The organism is uncultured Lutibacter sp., from assembly GCF_937891065.1.
Taxonomy (GTDB): domain Bacteria; phylum Bacteroidota; class Bacteroidia; order Flavobacteriales; family Flavobacteriaceae; genus Lutibacter.
Genome location: NZ_CALAEQ010000159.1, coordinates 41,957 through 63,660 on the forward strand (window position 1 = coordinate 41,957; position 21,704 = coordinate 63,660).

General features: G+C 27.9%; 22 protein-coding genes and 1 tRNA gene. 9 read left to right on the plus strand and 14 right to left on the minus strand.

Annotation, left to right across the window (positions count from 1 at the left end; translation table 11 throughout):
* Positions 1-127 precede the first annotated feature (127 nt).
* From Q0352_RS08865 to Q0352_RS08875, 3 genes are all read right to left on the minus strand, one after another.
* Positions 128-1,165 carry a PLP-dependent cysteine synthase family protein gene (locus tag Q0352_RS08865; protein ID WP_299526793.1) on the minus strand — a complete coding sequence of 346 codons (1,038 nt, stop codon included), beginning with the start codon at positions 1,163-1,165 and terminating at the stop codon, positions 128-130.
* An 82-nt stretch (positions 1,166-1,247) separates the two neighbouring features.
* Positions 1,248-3,314, minus strand: a complete 2,067-nt coding sequence (locus tag Q0352_RS08870) for a S9 family peptidase (RefSeq protein WP_299526795.1) — start codon at positions 3,312-3,314, stop codon at positions 1,248-1,250.
* A gap of 137 nt (positions 3,315-3,451) precedes the next feature.
* Positions 3,452-4,879, minus strand: coding sequence for an ATP-dependent RecD-like DNA helicase (locus Q0352_RS08875; RefSeq protein WP_299526797.1), 1,428 nt, complete (start codon positions 4,877-4,879; stop codon positions 3,452-3,454).
* 102 nt (positions 4,880-4,981) lie between these two features.
* Here Q0352_RS08875 and Q0352_RS08880 point away from each other — a divergent pair, with 102 nt between their 5' ends.
* From Q0352_RS08880 to rsmD, 3 genes are read left to right on the plus strand one after another with little or no spacing between them, the layout of a single operon-like run.
* Positions 4,982-5,713, plus strand: a complete 732-nt coding sequence (locus Q0352_RS08880) for a hypothetical protein (protein WP_299526799.1) — start codon at positions 4,982-4,984, stop codon at positions 5,711-5,713.
* Entirely contained in the window at positions 5,682-6,524 is an 843-nt protein-coding gene (locus Q0352_RS08885; RefSeq protein ID WP_299526801.1) for a DUF3822 family protein, read from the plus strand. The genes Q0352_RS08880 and Q0352_RS08885 overlap by 32 nt, the downstream gene beginning before the upstream one ends.
* A gap of 3 nt (positions 6,525-6,527) precedes the next feature.
* On the plus strand, positions 6,528-7,076 hold the full coding sequence (gene rsmD, locus Q0352_RS08890; protein WP_299526803.1) for a 16S rRNA (guanine(966)-N(2))-methyltransferase RsmD: 549 nt from the start codon (positions 6,528-6,530) through the stop codon (positions 7,074-7,076).
* Here rsmD and Q0352_RS08895 read toward each other — a convergent pair.
* The 5 genes from Q0352_RS08895 to Q0352_RS08915 all read right to left on the minus strand — a co-directional run bounded on the left by Q0352_RS08895 (position 7,073) and on the right by Q0352_RS08915 (position 12,263).
* Positions 7,073-8,026, minus strand: coding sequence for a MoxR family ATPase (locus Q0352_RS08895; RefSeq protein ID WP_299526834.1), 954 nt, complete (start codon positions 8,024-8,026; stop codon positions 7,073-7,075). The two genes, rsmD and Q0352_RS08895, sit on opposite strands and share 4 nt — an antisense overlap.
* A 1-nt stretch (position 8,027) precedes the next feature.
* Positions 8,028-9,416 carry a peptidylprolyl isomerase gene (locus tag Q0352_RS08900; protein WP_299526806.1) on the minus strand — a complete coding sequence of 463 codons (1,389 nt, stop codon included), beginning with the start codon at positions 9,414-9,416 and terminating at the stop codon, positions 8,028-8,030.
* Between the two features lies 1 nt (position 9,417).
* Positions 9,418-10,266, minus strand: a complete 849-nt coding sequence (locus tag Q0352_RS08905; protein ID WP_299526808.1) for a peptidyl-prolyl cis-trans isomerase — start codon at positions 10,264-10,266, stop codon at positions 9,418-9,420.
* Positions 10,267-10,273: 7 nt separating this feature from the next.
* Positions 10,274-11,878 carry a peptidylprolyl isomerase gene (locus Q0352_RS08910; protein ID WP_299526810.1) on the minus strand — a complete coding sequence of 535 codons (1,605 nt, stop codon included), beginning with the start codon at positions 11,876-11,878 and terminating at the stop codon, positions 10,274-10,276.
* A gap of 103 nt (positions 11,879-11,981) precedes the next feature.
* Complete coding sequence (locus Q0352_RS08915; RefSeq protein ID WP_299526812.1) at positions 11,982-12,263, minus strand: DUF493 family protein; 282 nt, start codon at positions 12,261-12,263, stop codon at positions 11,982-11,984.
* Positions 12,264-12,378: 115 nt separating this feature from the next.
* On the opposite strand from Q0352_RS08915, the gene Q0352_RS08920 reads away from it, so the two are divergent.
* The 5 genes from Q0352_RS08920 (at position 12,379) to Q0352_RS08940 (ending at position 16,870) form a co-directional block, all read left to right on the plus strand.
* On the plus strand, positions 12,379-12,912 hold the full coding sequence (locus Q0352_RS08920; protein WP_299526814.1) for an ATP-binding protein: 534 nt from the start codon (positions 12,379-12,381) through the stop codon (positions 12,910-12,912).
* A complete protein-coding gene (locus Q0352_RS08925) occupies positions 12,912-14,807 on the plus strand; it encodes an ATP-dependent DNA helicase RecQ (protein ID WP_299526816.1) in 1,896 nt (631 codons plus the stop codon). The genes Q0352_RS08920 and Q0352_RS08925 overlap by 1 nt, the downstream gene beginning before the upstream one ends.
* Positions 14,807-15,751 (plus strand): methionyl-tRNA formyltransferase, encoded by a 945-nt coding sequence (gene fmt / locus Q0352_RS08930; RefSeq protein ID WP_299526818.1) that lies wholly within the window; start codon positions 14,807-14,809, stop codon positions 15,749-15,751. Before Q0352_RS08925 ends, fmt begins: the two co-directional genes overlap by 1 nt.
* Before the next feature lie 186 nt (positions 15,752-15,937).
* Positions 15,938-16,210 (plus strand): HU family DNA-binding protein, encoded by a 273-nt coding sequence (locus Q0352_RS08935; RefSeq protein ID WP_299526820.1) that lies wholly within the window; start codon positions 15,938-15,940, stop codon positions 16,208-16,210.
* A gap of 102 nt (positions 16,211-16,312) precedes the next feature.
* Positions 16,313-16,870: a YqgE/AlgH family protein gene (locus Q0352_RS08940; protein WP_299526822.1), complete on the plus strand. Its 558-nt coding sequence runs from the start codon at positions 16,313-16,315 to the stop codon at positions 16,868-16,870.
* Here the strand turns inward: Q0352_RS08940 and Q0352_RS08945 are convergent.
* Complete coding sequence (locus Q0352_RS08945) at positions 16,862-17,680, minus strand: aminotransferase class IV (RefSeq protein ID WP_299526824.1); 819 nt, start codon at positions 17,678-17,680, stop codon at positions 16,862-16,864. The two genes, Q0352_RS08940 and Q0352_RS08945, sit on opposite strands and share 9 nt — an antisense overlap.
* A gap of 79 nt (positions 17,681-17,759) precedes the next feature.
* Positions 17,760-18,143 (minus strand): START-like domain-containing protein, encoded by a 384-nt coding sequence (locus Q0352_RS08950; RefSeq protein ID WP_299526826.1) that lies wholly within the window; start codon positions 18,141-18,143, stop codon positions 17,760-17,762.
* 126 nt (positions 18,144-18,269) lie between these two features.
* On the opposite strand from Q0352_RS08950, the gene Q0352_RS08955 reads away from it, so the two are divergent.
* Positions 18,270-18,343: transfer RNA gene (locus Q0352_RS08955), tRNA-Met, on the plus strand.
* Between the two features lie 344 nt (positions 18,344-18,687).
* Here Q0352_RS08955 and Q0352_RS08960 read toward each other — a convergent pair.
* The 4 genes from Q0352_RS08960 to Q0352_RS08975 all read right to left on the minus strand — a co-directional run bounded on the left by Q0352_RS08960 (position 18,688) and on the right by Q0352_RS08975 (position 21,609).
* Positions 18,688-18,753 (minus strand): hypothetical protein, encoded by a 66-nt coding sequence (locus tag Q0352_RS08960; protein ID WP_299526836.1) that lies wholly within the window; start codon positions 18,751-18,753, stop codon positions 18,688-18,690.
* A 238-nt stretch (positions 18,754-18,991) separates the two neighbouring features.
* Positions 18,992-19,486, minus strand: a complete 495-nt coding sequence (locus Q0352_RS08965; RefSeq protein ID WP_299526828.1) for a co-chaperone YbbN — start codon at positions 19,484-19,486, stop codon at positions 18,992-18,994.
* Positions 19,487-19,636: 150 nt separating this feature from the next.
* Positions 19,637-20,857: a dipeptidase gene (locus Q0352_RS08970; RefSeq protein WP_299526830.1), complete on the minus strand. Its 1,221-nt coding sequence runs from the start codon at positions 20,855-20,857 to the stop codon at positions 19,637-19,639.
* A gap of 278 nt (positions 20,858-21,135) precedes the next feature.
* Positions 21,136-21,609, minus strand: a complete 474-nt coding sequence (locus tag Q0352_RS08975) for a GNAT family N-acetyltransferase (protein ID WP_299526832.1) — start codon at positions 21,607-21,609, stop codon at positions 21,136-21,138.
* Between the last annotated feature and the right edge of the window lie 95 nt (positions 21,610-21,704).

The following is a 21,704-nucleotide window of genomic DNA, read 5'->3' on the forward strand; positions in this document are numbered from 1 at the left end:
TTTTACATTTACATTTATTTAAGATTGCAAAGTACGGCATTTTTTTTATGCTATTCAAATGTTAATGTTACAAAAAAAGAGGTTGAAAAATTAACTTTCAACCTCTTTAAATAATTATGTAAAAAAATTACTTTATGTATTCCACTTCAGCGTGTGCTTGCTTTTGTGTATCAAAAAAACCTTGTTCTTTCATCCAATCATCACTATATATTTTTTCCATATAGCGTGAACCGTGATCTGGTAATATTAAAACCACTTTTGAATTTTTATCAAAATAACCTTTTTCAGCATATTGAATAGCTGCTTGCACAACTGCTCCACTTGTATAACCAGTAAATAATCCTTCTGTAAGTGCTAATTCTCTAGCTCTATGTGCTGCAGCTTCATCAGTAACTTTTTCAAAAACATCAATAAGATCAAAATCTGTAGCTGATGGTATTAAATTTTTACCTAAACCCTCTATTCTATAAGGGTAAATTTCATTTTGATCAAATTCTCTAGTTTCGTGAAATTTCTTTAATATTGATCCAAATGCATCTACACCTAATGTTTTAATGTTTGGATTTTGTTCTTTTAAATATTTAGAAACACCTGATATTGTACCTCCTGTACCACAAGCAGCAATTACATGTGTTATTTCTCCATTTGTTTGTTTCCAAATTTCTGGGCCTAATGAATTATAATAGGCTTCAGCATTTAATTGATTAAAATATTGGTTTATATAAATAGAATTTGCAGTTTCTTTATGTAGTCTTTTTGCAACTTCATAATATGAACGGGGATCATCAGCATCAACATGTCCTGGGCAAACAAATACTTTGGCTCCCATAGCTTTTAGCATATTTATTTTTCCTGATGAAGCTTTAGAGTTAACCGCTAGCATGCATTTATATCCTTTAATAATACTTATTAATGCAATACTAAATCCTGTATTACCAGAAGTTGTTTCAATAATAGTACTATCTTTATTTAGTAACCCTTGTCTTTCTGCTTCTTCAATAATATGTAAAGCTGCCCTATCTTTCATAGAGTGCCCCGGATTAAACCCTTCGTACTTTGCATAAAAGTTACCGCTAAGGTTTTTTGTAATGTTATTTAACTTAATTAAAGGAGTATTACCGACAAGGTCTAAAATGTTGTTACTTATACCTGTATTTTCAGTCATTTTCTAAAGTTTAATTCAATAATGAGATATTCAAAAATGAATTATGAATAATAATTATAACGTGCAAATTTAATAATTTTTTTTAAATTTTTGTGTAACCATTCAAATCTAGTATAAAACTATAATCTCTAACTATTTCTTTTAAGGAATCAAATCTCCCGGAAGCCCCGCCATGACCGGTTTCCATATCAGTATGCATTAACAAAATATTTTCGCCTATTTTTTGTTCTCTTAGCTTTGCAATCCACTTTGCAGGCTCAAAGTACTGTACCTGAGAATCATTTAAACCTGTTGTAATTAACATATTTGGATAACTTTGTTTAGAAACATTGTCATATGGCGAATAAGATTTCATATAGTCATAATATTCTTTTTCATTTGGGTTTCCCCATTCATCATATTCACCGGTTGTAAGTGGTAAGCTATCATCTAACATTGTTGTAACAATATCTACAAAAGGTACTGAAGCTAAAATTCCATGGAACAATTCGGGATTCATATTAATAATAGCTCCCATTAATAAGCCACCTGCTGATCCACCACTAGCGTATAAATGGTCTTTTGAAGTATAATTTTTTTTAATTAAAAATTTTGCGCAATCAATAAAATCCGTAAAGGTATTTTTTTTATTTAATAATTTTCCGTTATCATACCATTTACGACCTAAGTATTCACTTCCTCTTACATGAGCAATAGCAAAAATAAATCCTCTATCCAATAAACTTAAACGCGTTGTACTAAATCCTGCATCTATAGTAATCCCATAAGAACCATAACCATATAAAAGTAAAGGTGTATTTGCGTTTATTTCTGTATTTTTATGGTAAACAATTGATATAGGTATTAGAGTACCATCAATAGCTGTAGCCCATAAACGCTCACTCTTGTAATTTTCTTTATTAAATTTACCACCTAAAACTTGTTGTTCTTTTTTTATTTCTTTTCTTTTGGTATCTACATTAAAATCTATAACAGAACTTGGTGTTGTCATAGAATTATATCCATAACGTATTACATTAGTATCAAATTCAGGATTAAAATAAACACCTGCTGAATACGTTTCCTCATCAAAAGGAAGGTAATAATCTTCAGAATTATCCCAATACATAATTCTAATTTTATTCAATCCGTTGGTTCGTTCTTCAACAACTAAAAAATCTTTAAAAATTGAAATATCTTCCAATAAAACATCATCTCTATGCGGAATTACATCAATCCAGTTATCTTTTAATGTACTCTCATCTAAAGTTTTCATTAATTTAAAATTAATGGCTTTGTCTTTATTTGTGAGTATGTAAAAATGATTATTATAATGTGCTATACTATATTCCAAATCTCTTTCTCTTGGCTGAAATACTCTAAACTCTCCAGTAGCATTATCAGCTTCTAAAATACGATACTCTGTTGATACTGTACTGCTTGAACCTATAATTAAGTATTTTTCAGATTTGGTTCTATACACATATGTGCTAAATGCTTCATCTTTTTCAAAAAACACTTCAATATCTTTTGAAGGATCAGTTCCTAAAACGTGACGAAATATCTTTTCACTTCTTAAAGTAGTTGGGTTCTTTTGTGTATAAAAAACTGTTTTATTATCACTCGCCCAAGAAGCACTTCCAGTTGTGTTTTCAATTTTTTCAGGATAAATTTCACCTGTTGTTAAATTTTTAAATTGCAATGTATATATTCTTCTACTTACAATGTCAGTACCAAAAGTGACTAAATTATTATCTGGGCTAACAGATAAACCTGAAAGTTTAAAATAATTATACCCTTCTGCTAATTTATTAACATCAAACAAAATTTCTTCTTTTGCTTCTAAAGAACCTTTTTTTCTTGCATAAATTGGATATTGGCTTCCAATTTCAAATCTTGTAATGTAATAGTAATTGTTTTTTTTATACGGTACAGACTCATCATCTTCTTTAATACGAGACTTCATTTCTTGAAATAAATCTTCTTGAAATTGCTTTGTATGAGCTGTTTTTGCGTCATAATATGCATTTTCCTCATTTAAATAATCAATAACTTTTGGATTTTCTTTATCATTTAACCAATAATAATTATCAATTCTAACATCATTATGAATTTCTAATTTCTTCTCAATCTTTTCAGCTTTTGGTACCATGATAATATTCTCTGTCATTTTTAATAATTTCTGAGCGGCAAAAATAGGATAATTTAACCTTTATCTAATTTTATTTAGTTAAAAATATCTAAAGCCTTATTTACATTATAATAAATTTCAAGTTTAGAGTTTAATATTTAGCACTACAGAAAATTTTATTCCGTAAAACAATCCTCTGCAAACCCGATTAAATATACCTTTTCTTGAGCCCTTGTAATTGCTGTATACAACCAACGTAAATAATCAATATTTTGACCATCAGGTAAATATGGCTGTTCTATAAATACGGTTTTCCATTGTCCACCTTGTGATTTATGACAAGTAACTGCATATGAGAATTTTACTTGTAACGCATTAAAATATTTACTCTTTTTAACGGCTAATAACTGTTTATACTTGCTTTTCTCATGAGCAAAATCTTTACCAACTTCTTGGTATAATTTATTAGATTCTTCATATGAAAGTGAAGGTGATTCAGAAGAAAGTGTGTCTAATAATAATACGGTTTCAAATGGTTTTTGATTTGGATAATCTATCATTCGTAATTTAACTTCTGCAAATCTAAATCCATAAAGTTCCTTCATACTAAAAATCTCCAATATTTCACAAATATCACCATTGGCAATAAAACCAGCGTCACTTTCATCTTTTAACCAGAAATAATTATTTTTAACCACCATTACAAAATCTCCAGTAGAAATCTCATTTTCTTGCCCTCTAATCTTACTTCTAATTTGTTGATTATATTGGTTTGCTCGCTTATTTGAACGAACTATAAAAGCGGTGTCCTCCACTCCAATATTATCATAAGCAGTATTTATAGCGTCTTCAATATCATAACCATCAATTAATCTAATTAAATCTGGGAAACCTAATTGAAATTGAAAATTACTAAAGCCATTATTTGCTAAAATTAAACGTAATTCGGTAGCGTTTTTTAAAATTCCTGAATCTTCATGTTGACGCATTACTTCATTTAATTCAATTTCAATAACATCTTTATTATAGTTTAATGAAAGCTTTTTGGCATCTAAAGCTGGACTAATATCTAATTTAACTGGCGGTAATTGAGCAGTATCACCAATTAAAATTAATTTACAATGTGCTCCAGAATAAACATAGGAGATTAGATCGTCCAATAGAGATCCATTTTCAAATAATTTTGAACCTGTTTGTACATCAGGAATCATAGACGCTTCATCAACTATAAATAACGTATTTGTATGTTTATTTGTTTGCAACGTAAAATCTACGCCCCCAGCTTTGTTCTTTTTAGGAAAATATATTTTTTTATGAATTGTAAATGCTTGTCTGTTTGAATATCCAGAAATAACTTTCGCTGCTCTACCCGTTGGTGCTAACAGTACGGCTTTTTTACCCACTCGCCATAAATTATTTACAACTGTACTAATTGTAGTTGTTTTACCCGTTCCTGCATAACCCTTCATTAAAAAAAGTGCATCATTATTTGTGTCAAAAACAAACTCTGATAATTTAACCAATAATTCATTTTGTGAACTTGTTGGTTCAAAAGGAAACTTTTCAATAATATCTTGATAAAATTCAGGTGCAGTTTTGGTCATATTTCAAATAAAATTCAAATATACAAATTGATTTATGCAGAAAAATTTTTCTCATTAAAAAAAATTTGTAGATTTGCGTACACACATTAAATTTAAAAACAAATGATGACATTTTTGATTATAATTGCTGGTATTGTAGTTACTGGTTTTTTAGCTTATGCAATTGTTAATTTTATTCCAAGGAAACTTCATTGGATAGTTTCTATAGTACTAATTGCTTTGGCAGCATTTTTAATATTCAAAATTAATTTTGAAATTCAAAAACCTGTACAATTTAATAAAGAGAAAAAGGCAAAATATGCTGCAGTAATTAAGAATATGAAAATTCTTCGTGATGCTGAAGTTGCTCATAAAAAAGTAACAGGAAAGTATACAGCAAACGGTGAAGGATTAATTCAATTTATTGACACTGCTAAATTTGCATTAACTCAAACAAGAAACGTTCCAAAAACAATTAATGTTGGAGGTGGAATTACAAAAGAAATTGAAGAAAGAGTTGTTGATACTATTGGTTATGAAGACGTTAGAAATCAGTTTTCTGGAGTAGATTATAAAAATATGCTTAACATTCCTGGTACAGATCAGAAATTTAAAATTGAAATTGGTAGAATTGAAAAAATACAAGGTTTATTTGCTCCTGTATTTGAAATTAAAGTTGATAAAGCTTTAATTTTAAAAGGAATGGATATGAACCTAATTAAACAAGAAAAAGAGTCAATTGGTGGTGAAGAAGTTAGAGGTGAATATTTAAGAGTTGGTTCTTTAGGTGAAGTAAGCGAAGACGGTAACTGGCCGCCATTTTATGATAAAGGAGATAAAAAAGATATCGAATAATAACGTAGATTTTTTAAATCTACAAGAAAATCACATATCCATCCAACTTAGTTTGGATGGATTTTCTTTTTGTATCTACAATAAAATACAAGAAGAAATAGGTGTTTTTGCCGAATTTGAGTTTGAAAACAACTCAAATTCCCCATACAAGCATTTAGAGCAAGTTAAACAATTATATGACCAAGAAACTTTACTTCATGTAAAATACGAGTCAGTTAGTGTTTCTCATTTTAATAATTTAGTGACACAAGTACCTAAAGCCTTTTTTAATAAAAATAATTTAAAAGACTACCTACAGCATACTATTAAAGTACTTAAAAATGATTATATTACTTTTGATGAAGTCTGCAATTCAGAAATTATAAATGTTTACATTCCCTTTATAAATATTAATAATTTTTTATTAGATATTTATGGAACCTTTACCTACAAACATTCTTCTACAATACTTATTGAAAAACTATTAAACAATTATAAAAATTTAGAAGGTGATTTTTGTTTTGTAAATGTTTCTAATACTACTTTTGAAATTATTGTATTAAAAAATAAGAAATTTGAGTTGTTTAACACCTTTAGCTTTGCTACAAAAGAAGATTTTATTTATTATATACTTTTTACTGCTGAACAGTTAAATTTAAATCCTGAAGAGTTTAATTTAGTTCTTTTAGGTGCTGTTGAAAAAGAATCTGAATTGTATACTATTTCATATCAATATATAAGAAATATAAAATTTCATGAACCATCAACTTTTTCATCAATATTGAGTAGTATATCTTCACACTCTAACTTTACCTTATTAAATCAATTATAATCAATGCGTATTATTTCAGGAAAACATAAAAGTAAGCGATTACAAGCACCGAAAAACTTACCTGTAAGGCCAACAACAGATATGGCTAAAGAAGCTTTATTTAACATTATTAACAACTCCTATTATTTTAATAATATAGCTGTACTTGATTTATTCTCTGGAACAGGTAATATAAGTTTTGAATTTGGATCAAGAGGAACTGAAAATATTACAGCAGTTGATGCACATTTTGGCTGTATAAAATATATAAATGAAACTTCTAAGGAACTAAATTTAAATATAAACACCCTAAAAAGTGATGCTTTTAAATATTTAGAAAAATCAAATGCTAAATTTGATATCATTTTTGCAGATCCACCTTATGAATTTGAACTAGAATTATTCGAGAAAATTGTTGATTTAGTTTTTAGCAAAGATTTATTAAATAATGAAGGTACTTTAATTGTTGAACACTCCAAACAAACTGATTTATCAAACCATCAATATTTTAGTTATTCAAAAAAATATGGAGGAAATATGTTTAGTTTTTTTGAAAAAGAAAAAGAAGATTAAAACAGCGCTTCAATTATTTGTTTTTCTGTAATTCCTTCAGCTTCAGCCTTGTAATTTTTAACAATTCTATGTTTTAATATAGAGTACGCAACTGCCTGTACATCTTCTATATCAGGTGAATATTTTCCATGAACAGCAGCATTTGCTTTTGCACCTAAAATTAAATTTTGTGAAGCTCGTGGGCCTGCACCCCAATCTATATAATTATTTACAATTTCAGGTGAATTATCTGTATTAGGTCTTGTTTTAGAAACTAAAGTAACAGCATATTCAATCACATTATCTGGAACTGGAATTCTTCTTACTAAATGTTGGTATTTATTTATTTCCTCAGCTGAAAGAAGTGCATTAATAACTGGTTTTACATCATTAGTCGTATTTTTAACAACATCAACTTCTTCCTGAAAACTAGGATATTCCAAATTTATAGAAAACATAAATCTATCTAACTGAGCTTCAGGTAAAGGATAGGTTCCCTCCTGCTCAATTGGGTTTTGTGTCGCTAATACAAAGAAAGGCTTTGCCAAATCATAATGATGACCAGCAACTGTTACAGTTCGCTCTTGCATTGCTTCTAAAAGTGCAGCTTGCGTTTTAGGAGGTGTACGATTTATTTCATCTGCTAAAATAATATTGCTGAAAATTGGCCCTTTTATAAATTTAAAATGACTGGTTTCATCTAAAATTTCGCTTCCTAAAATATCTGATGGCATTAAATCTGGTGTAAACTGAATTCGTTTAAAATCCAACCCTAAAGTTTTTGCAATTGTGTGTACTATTAAGGTTTTAGCTAAACCTGGAACACCAATTAAAAGTGAATGACCTCCACTTAAAATTGAAAGTAAAATATGGTCTACTGCTTCATTTTGACCAATTATTACTTTACCTATTTCTTGCTTTAAAGCTTTATGTTTTACAACGAGTTCTTTTAATGCATCAACATCAGACATATTAATCTTTTTTCCAATTATTTTTAAACTCACATTTTTTAAAATCGTTGTTTATTTTAATGTAAGTATCTTTAATTTTATCTATTGCCCATTTATCAACAGTTTCTTCTTGCTTTTTTTGCAATGTTAATTGTTGTATTTTTTCATAATCTTGTGTAAAACTAGCAGTATGAGCTTCTTCTTTGCTCTTTAACAAAATTATTTTATGCATTTTTTCACCTCCTCTTATCTCATCATAATAAGTTTCTGTAATTTCTCCTGCTTTTAAATTACTAACTCGCCCATATAATGTTGGGTCCATACGTGTTAAATTAAAACGTGTATCGTTAGTCTGTGGGTTTAAAATTAATCCTTTATTATTTTTAGTCTCTTTATCTTCAGAATATTTTACCACAGCATCTTCAAAAGTAATTTTCCCACTAAGTATTTCCTCACGAATTTTAGACAACTCATCTTTTGAAGCTTGTAATTCAGTTTCACTAATTTTTGGTTGCATTAAAATATGACGAACATCACGCTCTTGACCTTTAATTTTCTCAACTTGAATCACATGATATCCAAATCCTGATTCAAATGGCTCAGAAACTTCACCTTCATCCAAACTAAATGCAACTTCTTTAAATTCCTTAATAAAACCGCTTTCACGTGTAATTGTATATTTACCACCAGCTCCTTCTCCATTTCCAGAAACTGCTGGATCGTCAGAATTTATAATTGCTTTTAATCTGAAACTATAACCATCTTCTATTTCCTTCCTAATTTCATTTAATTTTACAATCACTCTATTTATTTCTTCTTCAGAAGGTTTAACAATTTTTATTATTTGAGCCAGCTCAATTTCGGCACTAAATTCTGGTAAACTATTTTCTTTCTCAAGATTTTTAAAATAGGTTCTAACTTCTTCAGGAGTAACATCTACCTTTTCTGTTATGCTAGCTCTTTCCTGACGGATTAAAATTTGCTCTTTTTGAATGTCAAATAGTTCTTTTCTTAAATCTTCTTCGTCATTAAAACCATACATTTCAATCACTTTTTCCATAGTACCTAATTGTTGGGTAAAGTAACCAATATTACGTTCTACTTCTCCATTAACTTCTGCATCTGTAGCTACAATACTATCAACTACCGCGTGATGAGCAATTAATTTTTGAGTCATAAGTTCTTCCAACATTTCACAATCCGTAATGTCTATTTTACCTTCAATACGTTGTTGCAATTCTTTTTTAAATTTATCGATATCGGAATCCAATACTATATTTTTCCCTACAACAACAGCAACTCCGTCTACTTTAATTCTTTCAAATTTATTAGTTTCAACGTTTAAACTATCCTGTGCATTTATTCCTATCACAAATAACAAAAATGTTATTCCTATAATATTATTTTTCATTTTAGTAAATTTCAATTTGTTGTTTTTTAGTTGCATCCTCAATTAATGTTTCTTCAATATTTCTTAATAATAATAATTTTCTTTGATGTAAAATCAACTGTTTAATTGTAGGCGTCACATAGCTTTTGGGAGCTAATTCATTTCTATTTAACACCTGTTTAATTGTCACCAAATATAAGCTTAATGAATCTTCTTTTTGAATAAAGTTGTCTTTTTTTAACAACTGATTTTTGTCATCAATATTAAAGATTGGTATTTTAACAATTAGATCACTATATTTAATCCAAATTGAATCATTTAAGTGATAAGATTTTAAGTATAGTTCTTTAGAATTTAAACTGTCTAAATCTTCTTTCTTTGATGACATAAAAAGTTTTATAAGCTCCTTTTTATTCAAAACATCTTTACCAATTTTAATATATTTAAGTTTTACTAATTCTTCATTTAATCTAAAATTTTGATTGTTTTCATTATAAAATTTATCTATATCAGCTTCTGTTATATCCACATTTAGGTATTGTTTTACCGCAGCTTCTTTGTAAGAATTTATAAACAAATCTTCTCTATACTTTTTAACAAGTTCTTCATATTGATCAATTTTGTTTTCTAAATTTATTTGAGCTTTAGACAAGAGTAACTTTTGTTTCACCCAATTATTAATATAATTATTGGCTATTAAAATACTGTCTTGAATTGAAGTGTTTTCAACAAAAATATTTTTTAATTCATCTTTATATAAATATACATTATTAACACGTGCAACAGGTTGACGAGTATCGTCTTTAATAGTGAAATAATTACAAGATTGTAAAATAACAATTGCAAATAAATAAATAAATAAACGTTTCATTGATAAGTTATATTTTCATTTTTTTTAAACTCTTTTTTTCTGAACCTATTATCTTTACTTTATACTTGTCTCTAAGTTGTTTTGAAAATTGTTCTTCTAAATAATTCTGATAATCTGAAATAACTTCTCCTTTTATCGCTTTTAACTCATTTGATTTATATTTTTTCTTATTTGAGTTAAAATAATTTTGCAAACCATTATTGTCTTTTGCTTTTTCCCAAACTTCCTTTTCCAACAAATCAAAAAGCAATAAGCCTTCATTAAACTCTTTATAAGTTGTTGCAAATTCAGCATTAGAATTTTCTATATTTTCTGTATAATATTCTAAAACCTCTTTTTCTTTAAAAGCCGCAAAAGCCTCATTTAAAGGCATATTACTAACTGTTTTTAAGTAAGAAATAAATCTCTTTTGAAGAATGTTTTTATTATTAATTGATAATAAATTTTGATGAAAATTTTCAGAATTATTTTTCCAACCTTCTATGTGAAATTGTTGAAGTGCTTCTTCATTTACAATAATAGTATATTGCTGAAATAATTTATCAATAACCGATTTACTAATTAAATTAGAGCGTTCGTCTCTTTCAACTTCTTGCTTTAATTTCCCTTCCATTTTCTCAAAGCTATCAATAGGATATTTTTTAATCAATTTTACAATATGCCATCCAAATTGAGTTTTAAATGGCTTAGAAATATCGCCTTCATTTTTTAAAGAAAATGAAACTTTCGAAAAATCTTCAATCATTTTTCCTGTGCCAAATTTAGCCAGTATTCCTCCTTTCATGCCGCTTGCTCTATCTTCAGAAACTTTTTTAGCTAATTCAAAAAAACCTGTTTTATCAGTAAGAAGTACTTTGTAAACTGAATCTATTTTTCTCTTAACTGCTAATGTGCTATCATTTTTAAACATGATATGAGCAACTTCAACTTCGCCTTCAGATTCTCTTATGTCATTTACTTTTAAAATATGATATCCAAACTTAGTTCTAAAAGGCATTGAAACTTCATTTACTGGAGTTTTAAACGCCATATTTTCAAACGGATATACCATTTGCAATGCAGTAAAATATCCAATTCTACCTCCATTCTGCTCAACGGTTGGGTCTTTAGAATATTTTTTTGCTATTTCTGCGAAATCATTGCCCTCTAAAATTATATTTCTAGCTTCAATTAAAGCATTATACGCTGTTAAAGTATCTTTTGGAGAAGCATCAGGATTTAAAAAAATAAGAATATGGCTAACATTAACTTCCTTTTTAAGCCTATCATAAGCTTCTTTAATAAGATTATTTGTTACCTCTTTATCTTTTAAATAAGGTAAAACCAAATTACTTTTATACTGTTTTAATTCATTTTTGAATTTTTGAAGTGTATCTAGCCCTAATGCTTTGCCTTCTTTCACTTTTAATTTATAATCAATAAACAATTTTAAATAACTACCTAAATCTGACTTTGAATCAGTTACTAACTGTAAATTTTTTTTATAAACTGTTAAAAACTCTTGAGAATAATATGGTTCATCATCAATTGTAAATAATATATTTTGGTTTTCCTGTGAAAAAGCTTTAAACCCAATAAAAAACAATGCTAAAAATAAATACTTAAACTTCATAAAATAATAATTTTGCTTCAAAAATAACAAAAAGTGTGGATATTAATATAATTATAAAACGCTGCAAGATATTTTTTATTTTTTCACAACGATGTTAAAGGAATCACAAAGAAATAATACCTTCAACCTTTTCTGCTTCCATATATTTCACAATAATATCATCCGCTTTTTTCATTACTACAAGTACCGATAAACTAACATATTTTCCAGTTTTTGAAGATGTTTTAGTAATAACAGCACCTGTAAAATCGAAAATATCTTCAACCATCTTAATTTTTTCTTCTGATGCTGGCACGATAAATTTAAAAAGGTATTTTGCTGGAAATACTGTATCTTTCTTTAATTTTTTCTTTAATTTTTTATAAAACTGCTCTCTTTTATCCATTTTCTTTTTAGAAATAAGGTATCAAATTTTATACCTGTTAATATTGTTAATATTTAACTGACAAAATTACATGAATATTTTTAGTATAATTTAATGAATACCTTAATTTTGCACTATGCAGCAAAAAATAGTAATCACTGGCGGACCAGGAACAGGAAAATCCACCATTATTGAAGAATTGATAAAGCGAAATTATACGTGTATGAAAGAAATCTCTAGAGAGGTTACTTTAAATGCAAGAAAAAATGGTACGGAACAATTGTTTTTAACAAAACCGCTGTTATTTAGTGAGTTGTTATTAGAAGGGCGTATAAACCAATATATTGAGGCTGAAACAAAAAATTCAAACCTTATTTTTTTTGATAGAGGAATCCCAGATGTTCATGCCTATATGAATTATATAAGTATTGATTATCCTACTACATATCTTACCAAAAGTAATTTGTATAGATACAATTACATATTTTTAATGCCACCTTGGGAAGAAATTTATATTTCAGATAATGAACGTTATGAAAATTTTGAACAAGCTTTAGCTATTCATAATCACTTAGAACGTACATATAAAGATTTAAACTATAAAATAATTGAAGTACCTACAGGAACCATTGAAGCTAGAACAAACTTTATATTAGACTGTTTAAAATAATGAATACACCTCTTGAAATATTAAAAAAATATTGGAACTTCTCTGAATTTAGAGATCCACAAGAGGAAATTATTGAAGCTGCTTTAAATGGAACTAATACCGTTATTTTATTACCTACCGGAGGTGGAAAATCATTATGTTATCAAATCCCATCGTTAATTTCAGATGGAATTTGTATTGTTATCTCACCACTTATTGCTCTCATTCAAGATCAAGTTAATAGCTTAAAAGAAAAAAACATAAAAGCAATCGCTTTGACTTCTCAACTAAGTCAAGATGATCTCATATTAGCTTTTGACAATTTACAGTTTGGCAATTTTAAATTTTTATATCTTTCACCCGAAAAATTACAATCTCCTTTTATTCAAGAAAAAATTAAGCAATTGAATGTTTCTATAATTGCAATTGATGAAGCTCATTGTATTTCAGAATGGGGTCACGATTTTAGACCTTCCTATTTACAGTTGAAAATTTTAAAAGAATTACAGCCCAAAGCTACTTTTATGGCTTTAACAGCAACTGCTACACAAAAAGTTTTAGAAGATATTCAACAAAATTTAGAAATAAAAGAAGCTCTTATATTTAAAAAATCTTTTCAACGAAGTAATTTAAATTATCATGTAATTACTACAGAAAATATTCTTGGAAAATTGCTTCAAATTGTTAATAAAATAGAAGCTTCTGTAATTATTTACACCAATAATAGAAAACAAACGAAGGAGGTTTCTGAATTTTTAACAAAGAATAATTTTAAAAGTAGTTACTACCACGGTGGACTTTCAACTAATGAAAAAAATAATGCTTTTAATAGTTGGATGCAAAATGAAACACCTATAATGGTTGCTACAAATGCATTTGGAATGGGAATTGACAAACCCGATGTTAGCGCAGTAATTCACATAAATACACCAAACAGTTTAGAAAATTTTATTCAAGAATCTGGTAGAGCTGGTAGAGATGGCAAAACAGCTTATTCTATAATTTTAACCAATAAATCTAATCTTTTTGACGCTACAAATAAGTTTAAAACTAATATGGCTTCAACCAAGGTTGTGAAAACTGTTTACAACCATTTAAATCAATATTATAATATCACTTTAGGTGAATTACCAACAAAATTATTTGATTTTTCTTTTCAAGAATTTTGTCATACTTATCAACTAAAACTTCTACAAACATACAATGCTATAAAAGCATTAGAGCGCGAAAATGTTGTGAGTTTAGATGAAAATTACAGTAAAAAATCTACGCTGAAATTTTTAATAAGCAACACTCAAATATTTGATTATTTAAACAATCAGCCGTCAAAAAGTGAGTTAATACAATTAATATTAAGAAGCTACGGCGGTATTTTTGATCATTATACCATAATTAATGAGTTTTCACTTTCCAAAAAATTAAAAAGCTCAAAAAAAGAAGTTGTTAAACATTTAAACGATTTACATTCAAATGGTATTGTACATTATTCATATGAAAATACCACTTCAAAGTTATTATTTTTAGTTACAAGAGATGATAATTACACTATTAATTATATTTCAAAAAGTATTGAGCAGCAAAATAATCTAAAATACGAAAAATTAGAAGCCGTTATTTCATACATTCAAAACACAAAAACTTGTAGAAATACTCAACTACTAGCCTATTTTAATGAAACTAACATAAAAAGTTGCGGTAATTGTGATGTTTGTAAAGCTAAAATTAAACCTGAAAATTCTTTAGAAACTATTTCAAACCACATTATTAATTTATTGGATAAAAAACAGCTATCGTCACAAGAAATAGCAACACTTTTAAATTATTCAGAAAGTGAAATTTTAAATTCATTAAAAATACTATTAGAAAAAAATAAAATAGCAATAACTTCGCAAAATAAATTTAAACGTAACTTTTAATGAGAGATTTGAGAATTGTATTTATGGGAACTCCTGATTTTGCTGTTGCAATTTTAGATGCACTTGTAAAAGCAAAGTTTAATGTAGTTGGCGTAATTACAGCTTCTGATAAACCTGCCGGAAGAGGTCAAAAAATAGCCGAATCTGCAGTTAAAAAATATGCTTTAGAAAACAAGCTTAACATTTTGCAACCTACAAATTTAAAAAGTGATGAGTTTATAAAAGAATTAGAAAGCTTAAATGCTAATTTACAAATAGTAGTAGCTTTTAGAATGTTGCCAAAAGTAGTTTGGAAAATGCCTAAATACGGTACCTTTAATTTACACGCATCATTATTACCAGATTACAGAGGAGCTGCGCCTATAAATTGGGCAATAATTAATGGTGAAACAAAAACAGGCGTTACTACATTTTTTATTGATGAAAAAATTGACACAGGAAACATTATTATACAAAAAGAAGTTGAAATTGGTAATACTGAAACTGTTGGTGAATTACATGATAAACTAATGAATATTGGAAGTGAGTTAGTAGTTGAAACTGTTAAACAGATTGAACAAAATAGTGTTAAAACATTTAAACAATCAGAAATTGATGAGAAACCTGCTCCAAAAATATACAGTGATACATGTAAAATAAATTGGAATGATTCCTTAAATAACATTTATAATTTAATAAGAGGCTTAAATCCATATCCTGCTGCTTGGACAACTTTAATAAACAATAATGAAGAGATTAAGGTTAAAATTTATGATGTTAAAAAAGAAAATATAGAACACAACTTTAAAACTGGAACATTAATTACTTCAAAACAAGAAATTAAAGTTAGTGTTACAAATGGCTTTCTAATAATTAACAGTTTACAATTAGCTGGTAAACGCAAAATGGAAAGTAAAAATTTGTTAAATGGATTTACATTCTCAGAAAATGCAATAATGCAATAACCCATATTTTAAAGGGTTTATAGCTTTTTTTTAATAAATAACATAAAGGTTATTAACATTTGATGCCATTTATTAACAAATATATCATTTTTTTATTCAAAAACTTGCACAAACCCTTATTCCGTATAACTTTGTTAAGCTATTAATAGCAAAATATGTTTAACCAATTAATTTAAAATTTAAGTTATGAACAAATCAGATTTAATTGATGCAATGGCAGCTGATGCTGGTATCACAAAAGCAGCAGCGAAAGCGGCATTAGAATCATTAACAGACAATGTAACTAAAACTCTTAAAGGAGGAGGAAAAGTAGCATTAGTTGGATGGGGAACTTGGTCTACTTCTGCAAGAGCAGCAAGAAGTGGTAGAAACCCTCAAACTGGAAAAACTATCCAAATTGCAGCAAAAACTGTAGTTAAATTTAAAGCTGGAGCTGGTTTAAGCGACGCTGTAAACTAACATATAAGAAATATTTCTTATTTTAAAAACTCTCTAAAAAATTTAGAGAGTTTTTTTTATTCAAAAAAAAATTTTATATTTAAAACATACAATTTTCATATAATGATAGAATTAAATCCTTCAAAAGGTAAATTATTAGTTTCAGAGCCTTCTATATTAAATGACAAATCATTTAATAGATCGGTAATTTACTTATCTGAACATAATAAAGATGGTTGTATTGGTTTTATTATTAATAAACCAACTGAATTTATTTTAAATGATTTAATTAATGAAATTAATTGTGATTTTAAAATATATAATGGTGGTCCTGTAGAACAAGAAAATTTATATTTTATTCATAAACTACCAAATTTAATTCCTAATAGCATTGAAATAGATAATGATATTTATTGGGGTGGTGATTTTGATATTTTAACAGAATTATTAAATGATAATACTATAAAGCCAACCGATATTCGTTTTTTCTTAGGTTATTCAGGTTGGTCAGAATCACAGTTAAAAGAAGAGTTAAAAGAATCTACTTGGACAGTTGTTGAGAATAATTACAAGAATATATTAGAAGTTGAAAGTGTTGATATTTGGAAAAATCAATTATTAGAGTTTGGTGGTGAATACAAAATTTGGGCTAATGCACCAAAAAACCCAAATTTAAACTAACTTATTAAACTCAAAAGTTAATTCTTTTGATACATCTGTTCTAAATAACTTCTTTTTATAAACTAAAACTGGTTGTATTCCAATTATAACGTTTGTAATAAAAATTTCACCCGCTTTTTGTAACTCAAAAGGAGAAATTATAGCTTCTTCAATCGTATATTTTTCAATTTTTGATATAATTTCAATTATTTTTTTCCTTGCAATCCCTTTTATACAACCTTCACTTATTGGTGGAGTTTTAATCAAATTTCCATTTACTACAAATATATTTCCATTGATAGCTTCAACTACTTGTTTTTTTTCGTTTACCAAAATACAATTATCAATCTTATTCTCAGAAGCATAAATACTTGCTAAAACATTTGTTATTTTATTAGTTGTTTTAATGGTGGATAACAACCCTGAGTAGATATAATAATCTTTAAATATATCAATCTCATAATCTTCTTTAATTATTGAATTAAATTCCGAGGCTTCAATTAAATAATCAACTTGATTTGTTAATGGTTTATATAAACCTCCATCTTTTCTAAAAACTGTAAATCTAACTCTTGCATCCTCTAAATTATTTTGCTCAACCGTTTTGAGCACCTCACGTTCAAAGAATTCTATTGTAAAATTAATTGAAATATCCATTCGAAGCATTCTCATAGAAGCCATTAACCTAAAATAATGATCTTCAACAAAATAAACTTTAAAATCTTTTACTTTTATAGTTTCAAATAATGCATCACCATACTTGAAAGCTCTATTATTTGAATTTAAAATTTCTTTTGATTTGTTATATATTGTACCGTTTAAATTTATCATTTTTAAATTTTAAATTACAAATTTACATAAAAAAAACCTTGAAAAAATTCAAGGTCGTATTCTATAAAAAGCACTCTAATTATGCTCCTATCGTATGTTTTAGTTCATCAATTTGGTTTTCCCAAAACATTTTAGCTTCATCAAGTTCATCATCATCTGCAAAATCTGTTACGATTAATGAAACATCTTTCGTTATTTCATCTACTTCAATTCTAAATTCAAAGTACGTTTTACTATCACCATCTTCAACCCATTTAAATTTTATTTTCTCACCGGGTCTTTCTTGAAGCACTTTTGCTTTTTCTTCGGATCCATCCCATATGAATGTATATATCTCTCCACGAGAATTTACATTATCTGCAAACCATTCAGAAAGCCCTGATGGTGTACCAAAATATTGATAAAGCATTTGTGGTGAGGCGTGTATAGGAAATTCAATTTCAAATTTAATTTTTGTCGACATCTTTTTTATTTAAAAGCACAATATATATAAATATTCCTTTTTAAAAAAATTTAAATTCTTAAAAAATAGAAGAATATATTTGTTGCTATAACTATTTTATTTTTTATATTTGCACCCTTAATAAATGGCGTGGTAGCTCAGTTGGTTAGAGCGTCGGATTCATAACCCGGAGGTCTCCAGTTCAATTCTGGATCACGCTACAAAAGCAAAATTGAATAAACAAGCGGTTTAGATTGGTCTAAACCGTTTTTTTTATGTCTACATTAAATGAATTGCTTAACTTTGAGTGCCAAAATTAACACGTTTTGGAACACGATTTGCAAATGAAGAAGAATTTTTCTACCCCAAAAATTTATAATGCCAATAGTGATTTAAACAAGCGTTGGTATGTTTATTTCTCTTTCCGAAATCCAGATACTGAAAAATTGGAACGAATGAAAAACATTTATGGGAAATCCAATAATTTTAAAACCAAAGAAGATCGCCTTTCGGTATTAACTGACTACCGTAAAAAATTATTACAACTTTTAAAAGCTGGTTTTAATCAAATTATTATAAAAATATATTTACTTTCACTATTTAGTTGCCAAAATAATTTTACCCCAGATATTTGCTCAAAAGTCTTTTCTCCGAGAGTTTTATAATACTCAAACTGTTTTTTATGCTATTTAAATAACTATTCATCTTTATTCTGTTCTAATTGGTTACAACGCGTTTTTATAAGATTTTCCCGACTGAAAAAGTAGAGATTTTTCGGACATATCAAATCGTTAGTTGAATTTTTTGTCGATTTAAGTTTAGTTTAAATGTAAGTATATATTTTAGGAGGTGTAAGGTGCCGTTTATCATTACTTTTTATCACAAAATCTATTTAAATCATTCATTGTCATTGCTCCAGCAAATCGTTTAATTTCTTCTCCGTTTTCAATTAGTACAAATTGAGGTAAACCTCTTATTTGGTATTTTTCTATTATTTTTTTATTTAAATCCGCATTCACTTTAGCAATTCTAATATTTCTCGATTCAGAGGCAAATTTTTCAATGATAGATTCCATCATTATGCAAGGTCCACACCACTCAGCCCAAAAATCAATTAATATCATTTTTTCAGCGCTCAATATCGATTCAATATTCTTTTCATTCAATTGAATTATAGTTGAATTATCAATTCTCTTAAATATTTTTTTAAAAACAAATCTAAAAGGAAATGTAAATGCCGCAATAATCGTTGATACAAAAAATAGAATAAAAGCAATTATATAATTTATAATCGATTTTAAATTTTTCTCTGTTTCAAAGTTTTTTTCTGAATCGTTTTGGTATTTAATAATCTTTTCAAGCATCTTTTTAGTAATTAAGCACAACGGTCTCGGCTATAAGTAGTTGAGTGAGTTAGCACTTAACTTTTCAATTACACACCAAACTGAAAATTCGCAAGAATTTTCAGAAGTAAGTGAGGACAAGAAATTACTTATAGCCACTGTTGGCAGTAGTTATTTTTTTAATTCATTTGCTTTTAAAACTCTTAAAAAATTACTTCCAAGAATTTTAACAATATCTTTATCACTATATCCTTTTACTATTAATGCTTTAGTTATTAAAGGATATGATGCAACATCATCTAATTGTAGTGGTGTGAGATTGATTCCATCAAAGTCAGACCCCAACCCTACATAATCAACACCCACCAATTTGACAATGTAATCTATATGATCAATCAACTTAGATAATGGTGGTCTCATTTGGTTTGCCTCTGCTGTATGTTTTTTGTACAAGTAATCCATCATATACCATTCATCCATTCCGCTTTTTAAAAGTGAATCACTTTCAATAGCGTGTTTTTCAAAAAAGGCTGTTTCTTTTTCATCAAAACTACTGTCAATAAAACCAGGATGAAAATTTACCATAATTACACCATCATTATTAGCAATTGCTTTTATTTGGTCATCTTTTAAATTTCGACGACTCTGAACAAGACTATAAACAGAACTATGTGAAGCTATAATAGGTTTGTTGGTAATCTTAATCACATCCCAAAATGTCTGGTCACCAGAGTGACTCACATCTATCATCATTCCTAGTTCATTCATTTTTGTTACAACCTGTATTCCAAAATCTGTTAGCCCTTTTTGTTGAAGATTTGGATTTGTTGTTTCATCTGCAGCACTCGTTGCCCAAGAGGGAGCGACATTATGAGTTAAAGTTAAATATCTAGCGCCACGTTTGTAGAGTACTTCTAATTTATTAAGGTCATTTTCAATCATATGGCCGCCTTCAACACCAAACATTGCTGCAATTTTATTTTCATTTACAGCTTTTAAAATAGCGTCAGAATTAGCAACTTTAATAATCTTATTTGGGTTACGCGCTATTGTTACATCTAGACTGTCCATTTGCCTATTGGCTAATTGAAAAGCGTTTTCAACACCTCCATCGCTATAAACAGAAAATATTTGTACATCTAAACCTCCCTTCTTCCAACGGTTCAAATCGCTATGTGTTTTCCCTGTTAAATCTTGATCCAACATTATTCCTAGGTCTACAGTTTTCATCAAGATATCATTGTGAGTGTCAATTACAATTGCCTCATTATGAATTTCTATAAATGTTTTAGGTTCAGATTCTTTATCTGGCGAAGATTTACAAGATGATAAAACAATAAAGAGGATCATAAAATATCTCATATAATTCAATGGTCTGTTATCATCTGCCATTTTTTTACGTATTTTTCTAAAGAAAGGAATCATATTTGGTTAGTTAGCAATTTATAGAATCCTAATATAAGAATTTATTTTACAATAGATTCATATGAATATGAGGGGTTGTATTTTTTGATTCAGTTTTTTAATGAAGGGTAACGGCTTAGAGCATGAAAAATTGCGGGTTTGAAAACGCAATTTTCCACTGTTTAGATTTATGTTTTTTATTTGTTTTAAATATAATATTTGGTTGAAAATAAGCAATTTTTTATACGCATTGTTGGGTTTTCGCTTTATGTTCTTTTTCTGAATATTAATCTATCCCCTCGTTCTTGAGATGTAAATTCACCCACATATTCCATATCTAATTTTTCTAATACTTTTCGTGATGCGATATTTCCTGGACTAACAGTTGCTATTAATTCAGTCAAATTCATTTCATTTTTCGCATATTCTAGCCAGAACTTTCCAATTTCTATTGCTAGACCTTTTCCCCAACTATTTTCATCAAGAATAAATCCAAACTCATAATTATCGTTGTTTAAATAATTACATTTTAGTAAGCCTGTAATTCCGATAACTTTATCATCTGAACTAGAAGTTAGGCACCAGAATCCAACTTTATCGGTTTCAGACTTTATGAAATCTTCTCTTAGTGATTTTTTGAATTCGTCCTTTGTGAAAACTCTTCCTTTCAAAGCTGTTTTCATCACAAAATGGTTTTCACAGAATAATTTTTCTAAATCTTTTTTATATCTAGAATTCAATATTTTAAATTTTAGTCTGTCTGTTTCCAACATAAATTATATTATTTTCAATTTCGGAAATGAAACCCAACGGGTTTTTATAAGATTTGTGCGTT

Excerpts from the sequence above, each read along its gene's own strand:
- Q0352_RS08865 (WP_299526793.1), bottom strand. The coding sequence starts at position 1,165 with ATGACTGAAAATACAGGTATAAGTAACAACATTTTAGACCTTGTCGGT.
- Q0352_RS08870 (WP_299526795.1), bottom strand. The coding sequence starts at position 3,314 with ATGACAGAGAATATTATCATGGTACCAAAAGCTGAAAAGATTGAGAAG.
- Q0352_RS08875 (WP_299526797.1), bottom strand. The coding sequence starts at position 4,879 with ATGACCAAAACTGCACCTGAATTTTATCAAGATATTATTGAAAAGTTT.
- Q0352_RS08880 (WP_299526799.1), top strand. The coding sequence starts at position 4,982 with ATGATGACATTTTTGATTATAATTGCTGGTATTGTAGTTACTGGTTTT.
- Q0352_RS08885 (WP_299526801.1), top strand. The coding sequence starts at position 5,682 with ATGATAAAGGAGATAAAAAAGATATCGAATAATAACGTAGATTTTTTA.
- rsmD (WP_299526803.1), top strand. The coding sequence starts at position 6,528 with ATGCGTATTATTTCAGGAAAACATAAAAGTAAGCGATTACAAGCACCG.
- Q0352_RS08895 (WP_299526834.1), bottom strand. The coding sequence starts at position 8,026 with ATGTCTGATGTTGATGCATTAAAAGAACTCGTTGTAAAACATAAAGCT.
- Q0352_RS08900 (WP_299526806.1), bottom strand. The coding sequence starts at position 9,416 with ATGAAAAATAATATTATAGGAATAACATTTTTGTTATTTGTGATAGGA.
- Q0352_RS08905 (WP_299526808.1), bottom strand. The coding sequence starts at position 10,266 with ATGAAACGTTTATTTATTTATTTATTTGCAATTGTTATTTTACAATCT.
- Q0352_RS08910 (WP_299526810.1), bottom strand. The coding sequence starts at position 11,878 with ATGAAGTTTAAGTATTTATTTTTAGCATTGTTTTTTATTGGGTTTAAA.
- Q0352_RS08915 (WP_299526812.1), bottom strand. The coding sequence starts at position 12,263 with ATGGATAAAAGAGAGCAGTTTTATAAAAAATTAAAGAAAAAATTAAAG.
- Q0352_RS08920 (WP_299526814.1), top strand. The coding sequence starts at position 12,379 with ATGCAGCAAAAAATAGTAATCACTGGCGGACCAGGAACAGGAAAATCC.
- Q0352_RS08925 (WP_299526816.1), top strand. The coding sequence starts at position 12,912 with ATGAATACACCTCTTGAAATATTAAAAAAATATTGGAACTTCTCTGAA.
- fmt (WP_299526818.1), top strand. The coding sequence starts at position 14,807 with ATGAGAGATTTGAGAATTGTATTTATGGGAACTCCTGATTTTGCTGTT.
- Q0352_RS08935 (WP_299526820.1), top strand. The coding sequence starts at position 15,938 with ATGAACAAATCAGATTTAATTGATGCAATGGCAGCTGATGCTGGTATC.
- Q0352_RS08940 (WP_299526822.1), top strand. The coding sequence starts at position 16,313 with ATGATAGAATTAAATCCTTCAAAAGGTAAATTATTAGTTTCAGAGCCT.
- Q0352_RS08945 (WP_299526824.1), bottom strand. The coding sequence starts at position 17,680 with ATGATAAATTTAAACGGTACAATATATAACAAATCAAAAGAAATTTTA.
- Q0352_RS08950 (WP_299526826.1), bottom strand. The coding sequence starts at position 18,143 with ATGTCGACAAAAATTAAATTTGAAATTGAATTTCCTATACACGCCTCA.
- Q0352_RS08965 (WP_299526828.1), bottom strand. The coding sequence starts at position 19,486 with ATGCTTGAAAAGATTATTAAATACCAAAACGATTCAGAAAAAAACTTT.
- Q0352_RS08970 (WP_299526830.1), bottom strand. The coding sequence starts at position 20,857 with ATGGCAGATGATAACAGACCATTGAATTATATGAGATATTTTATGATC.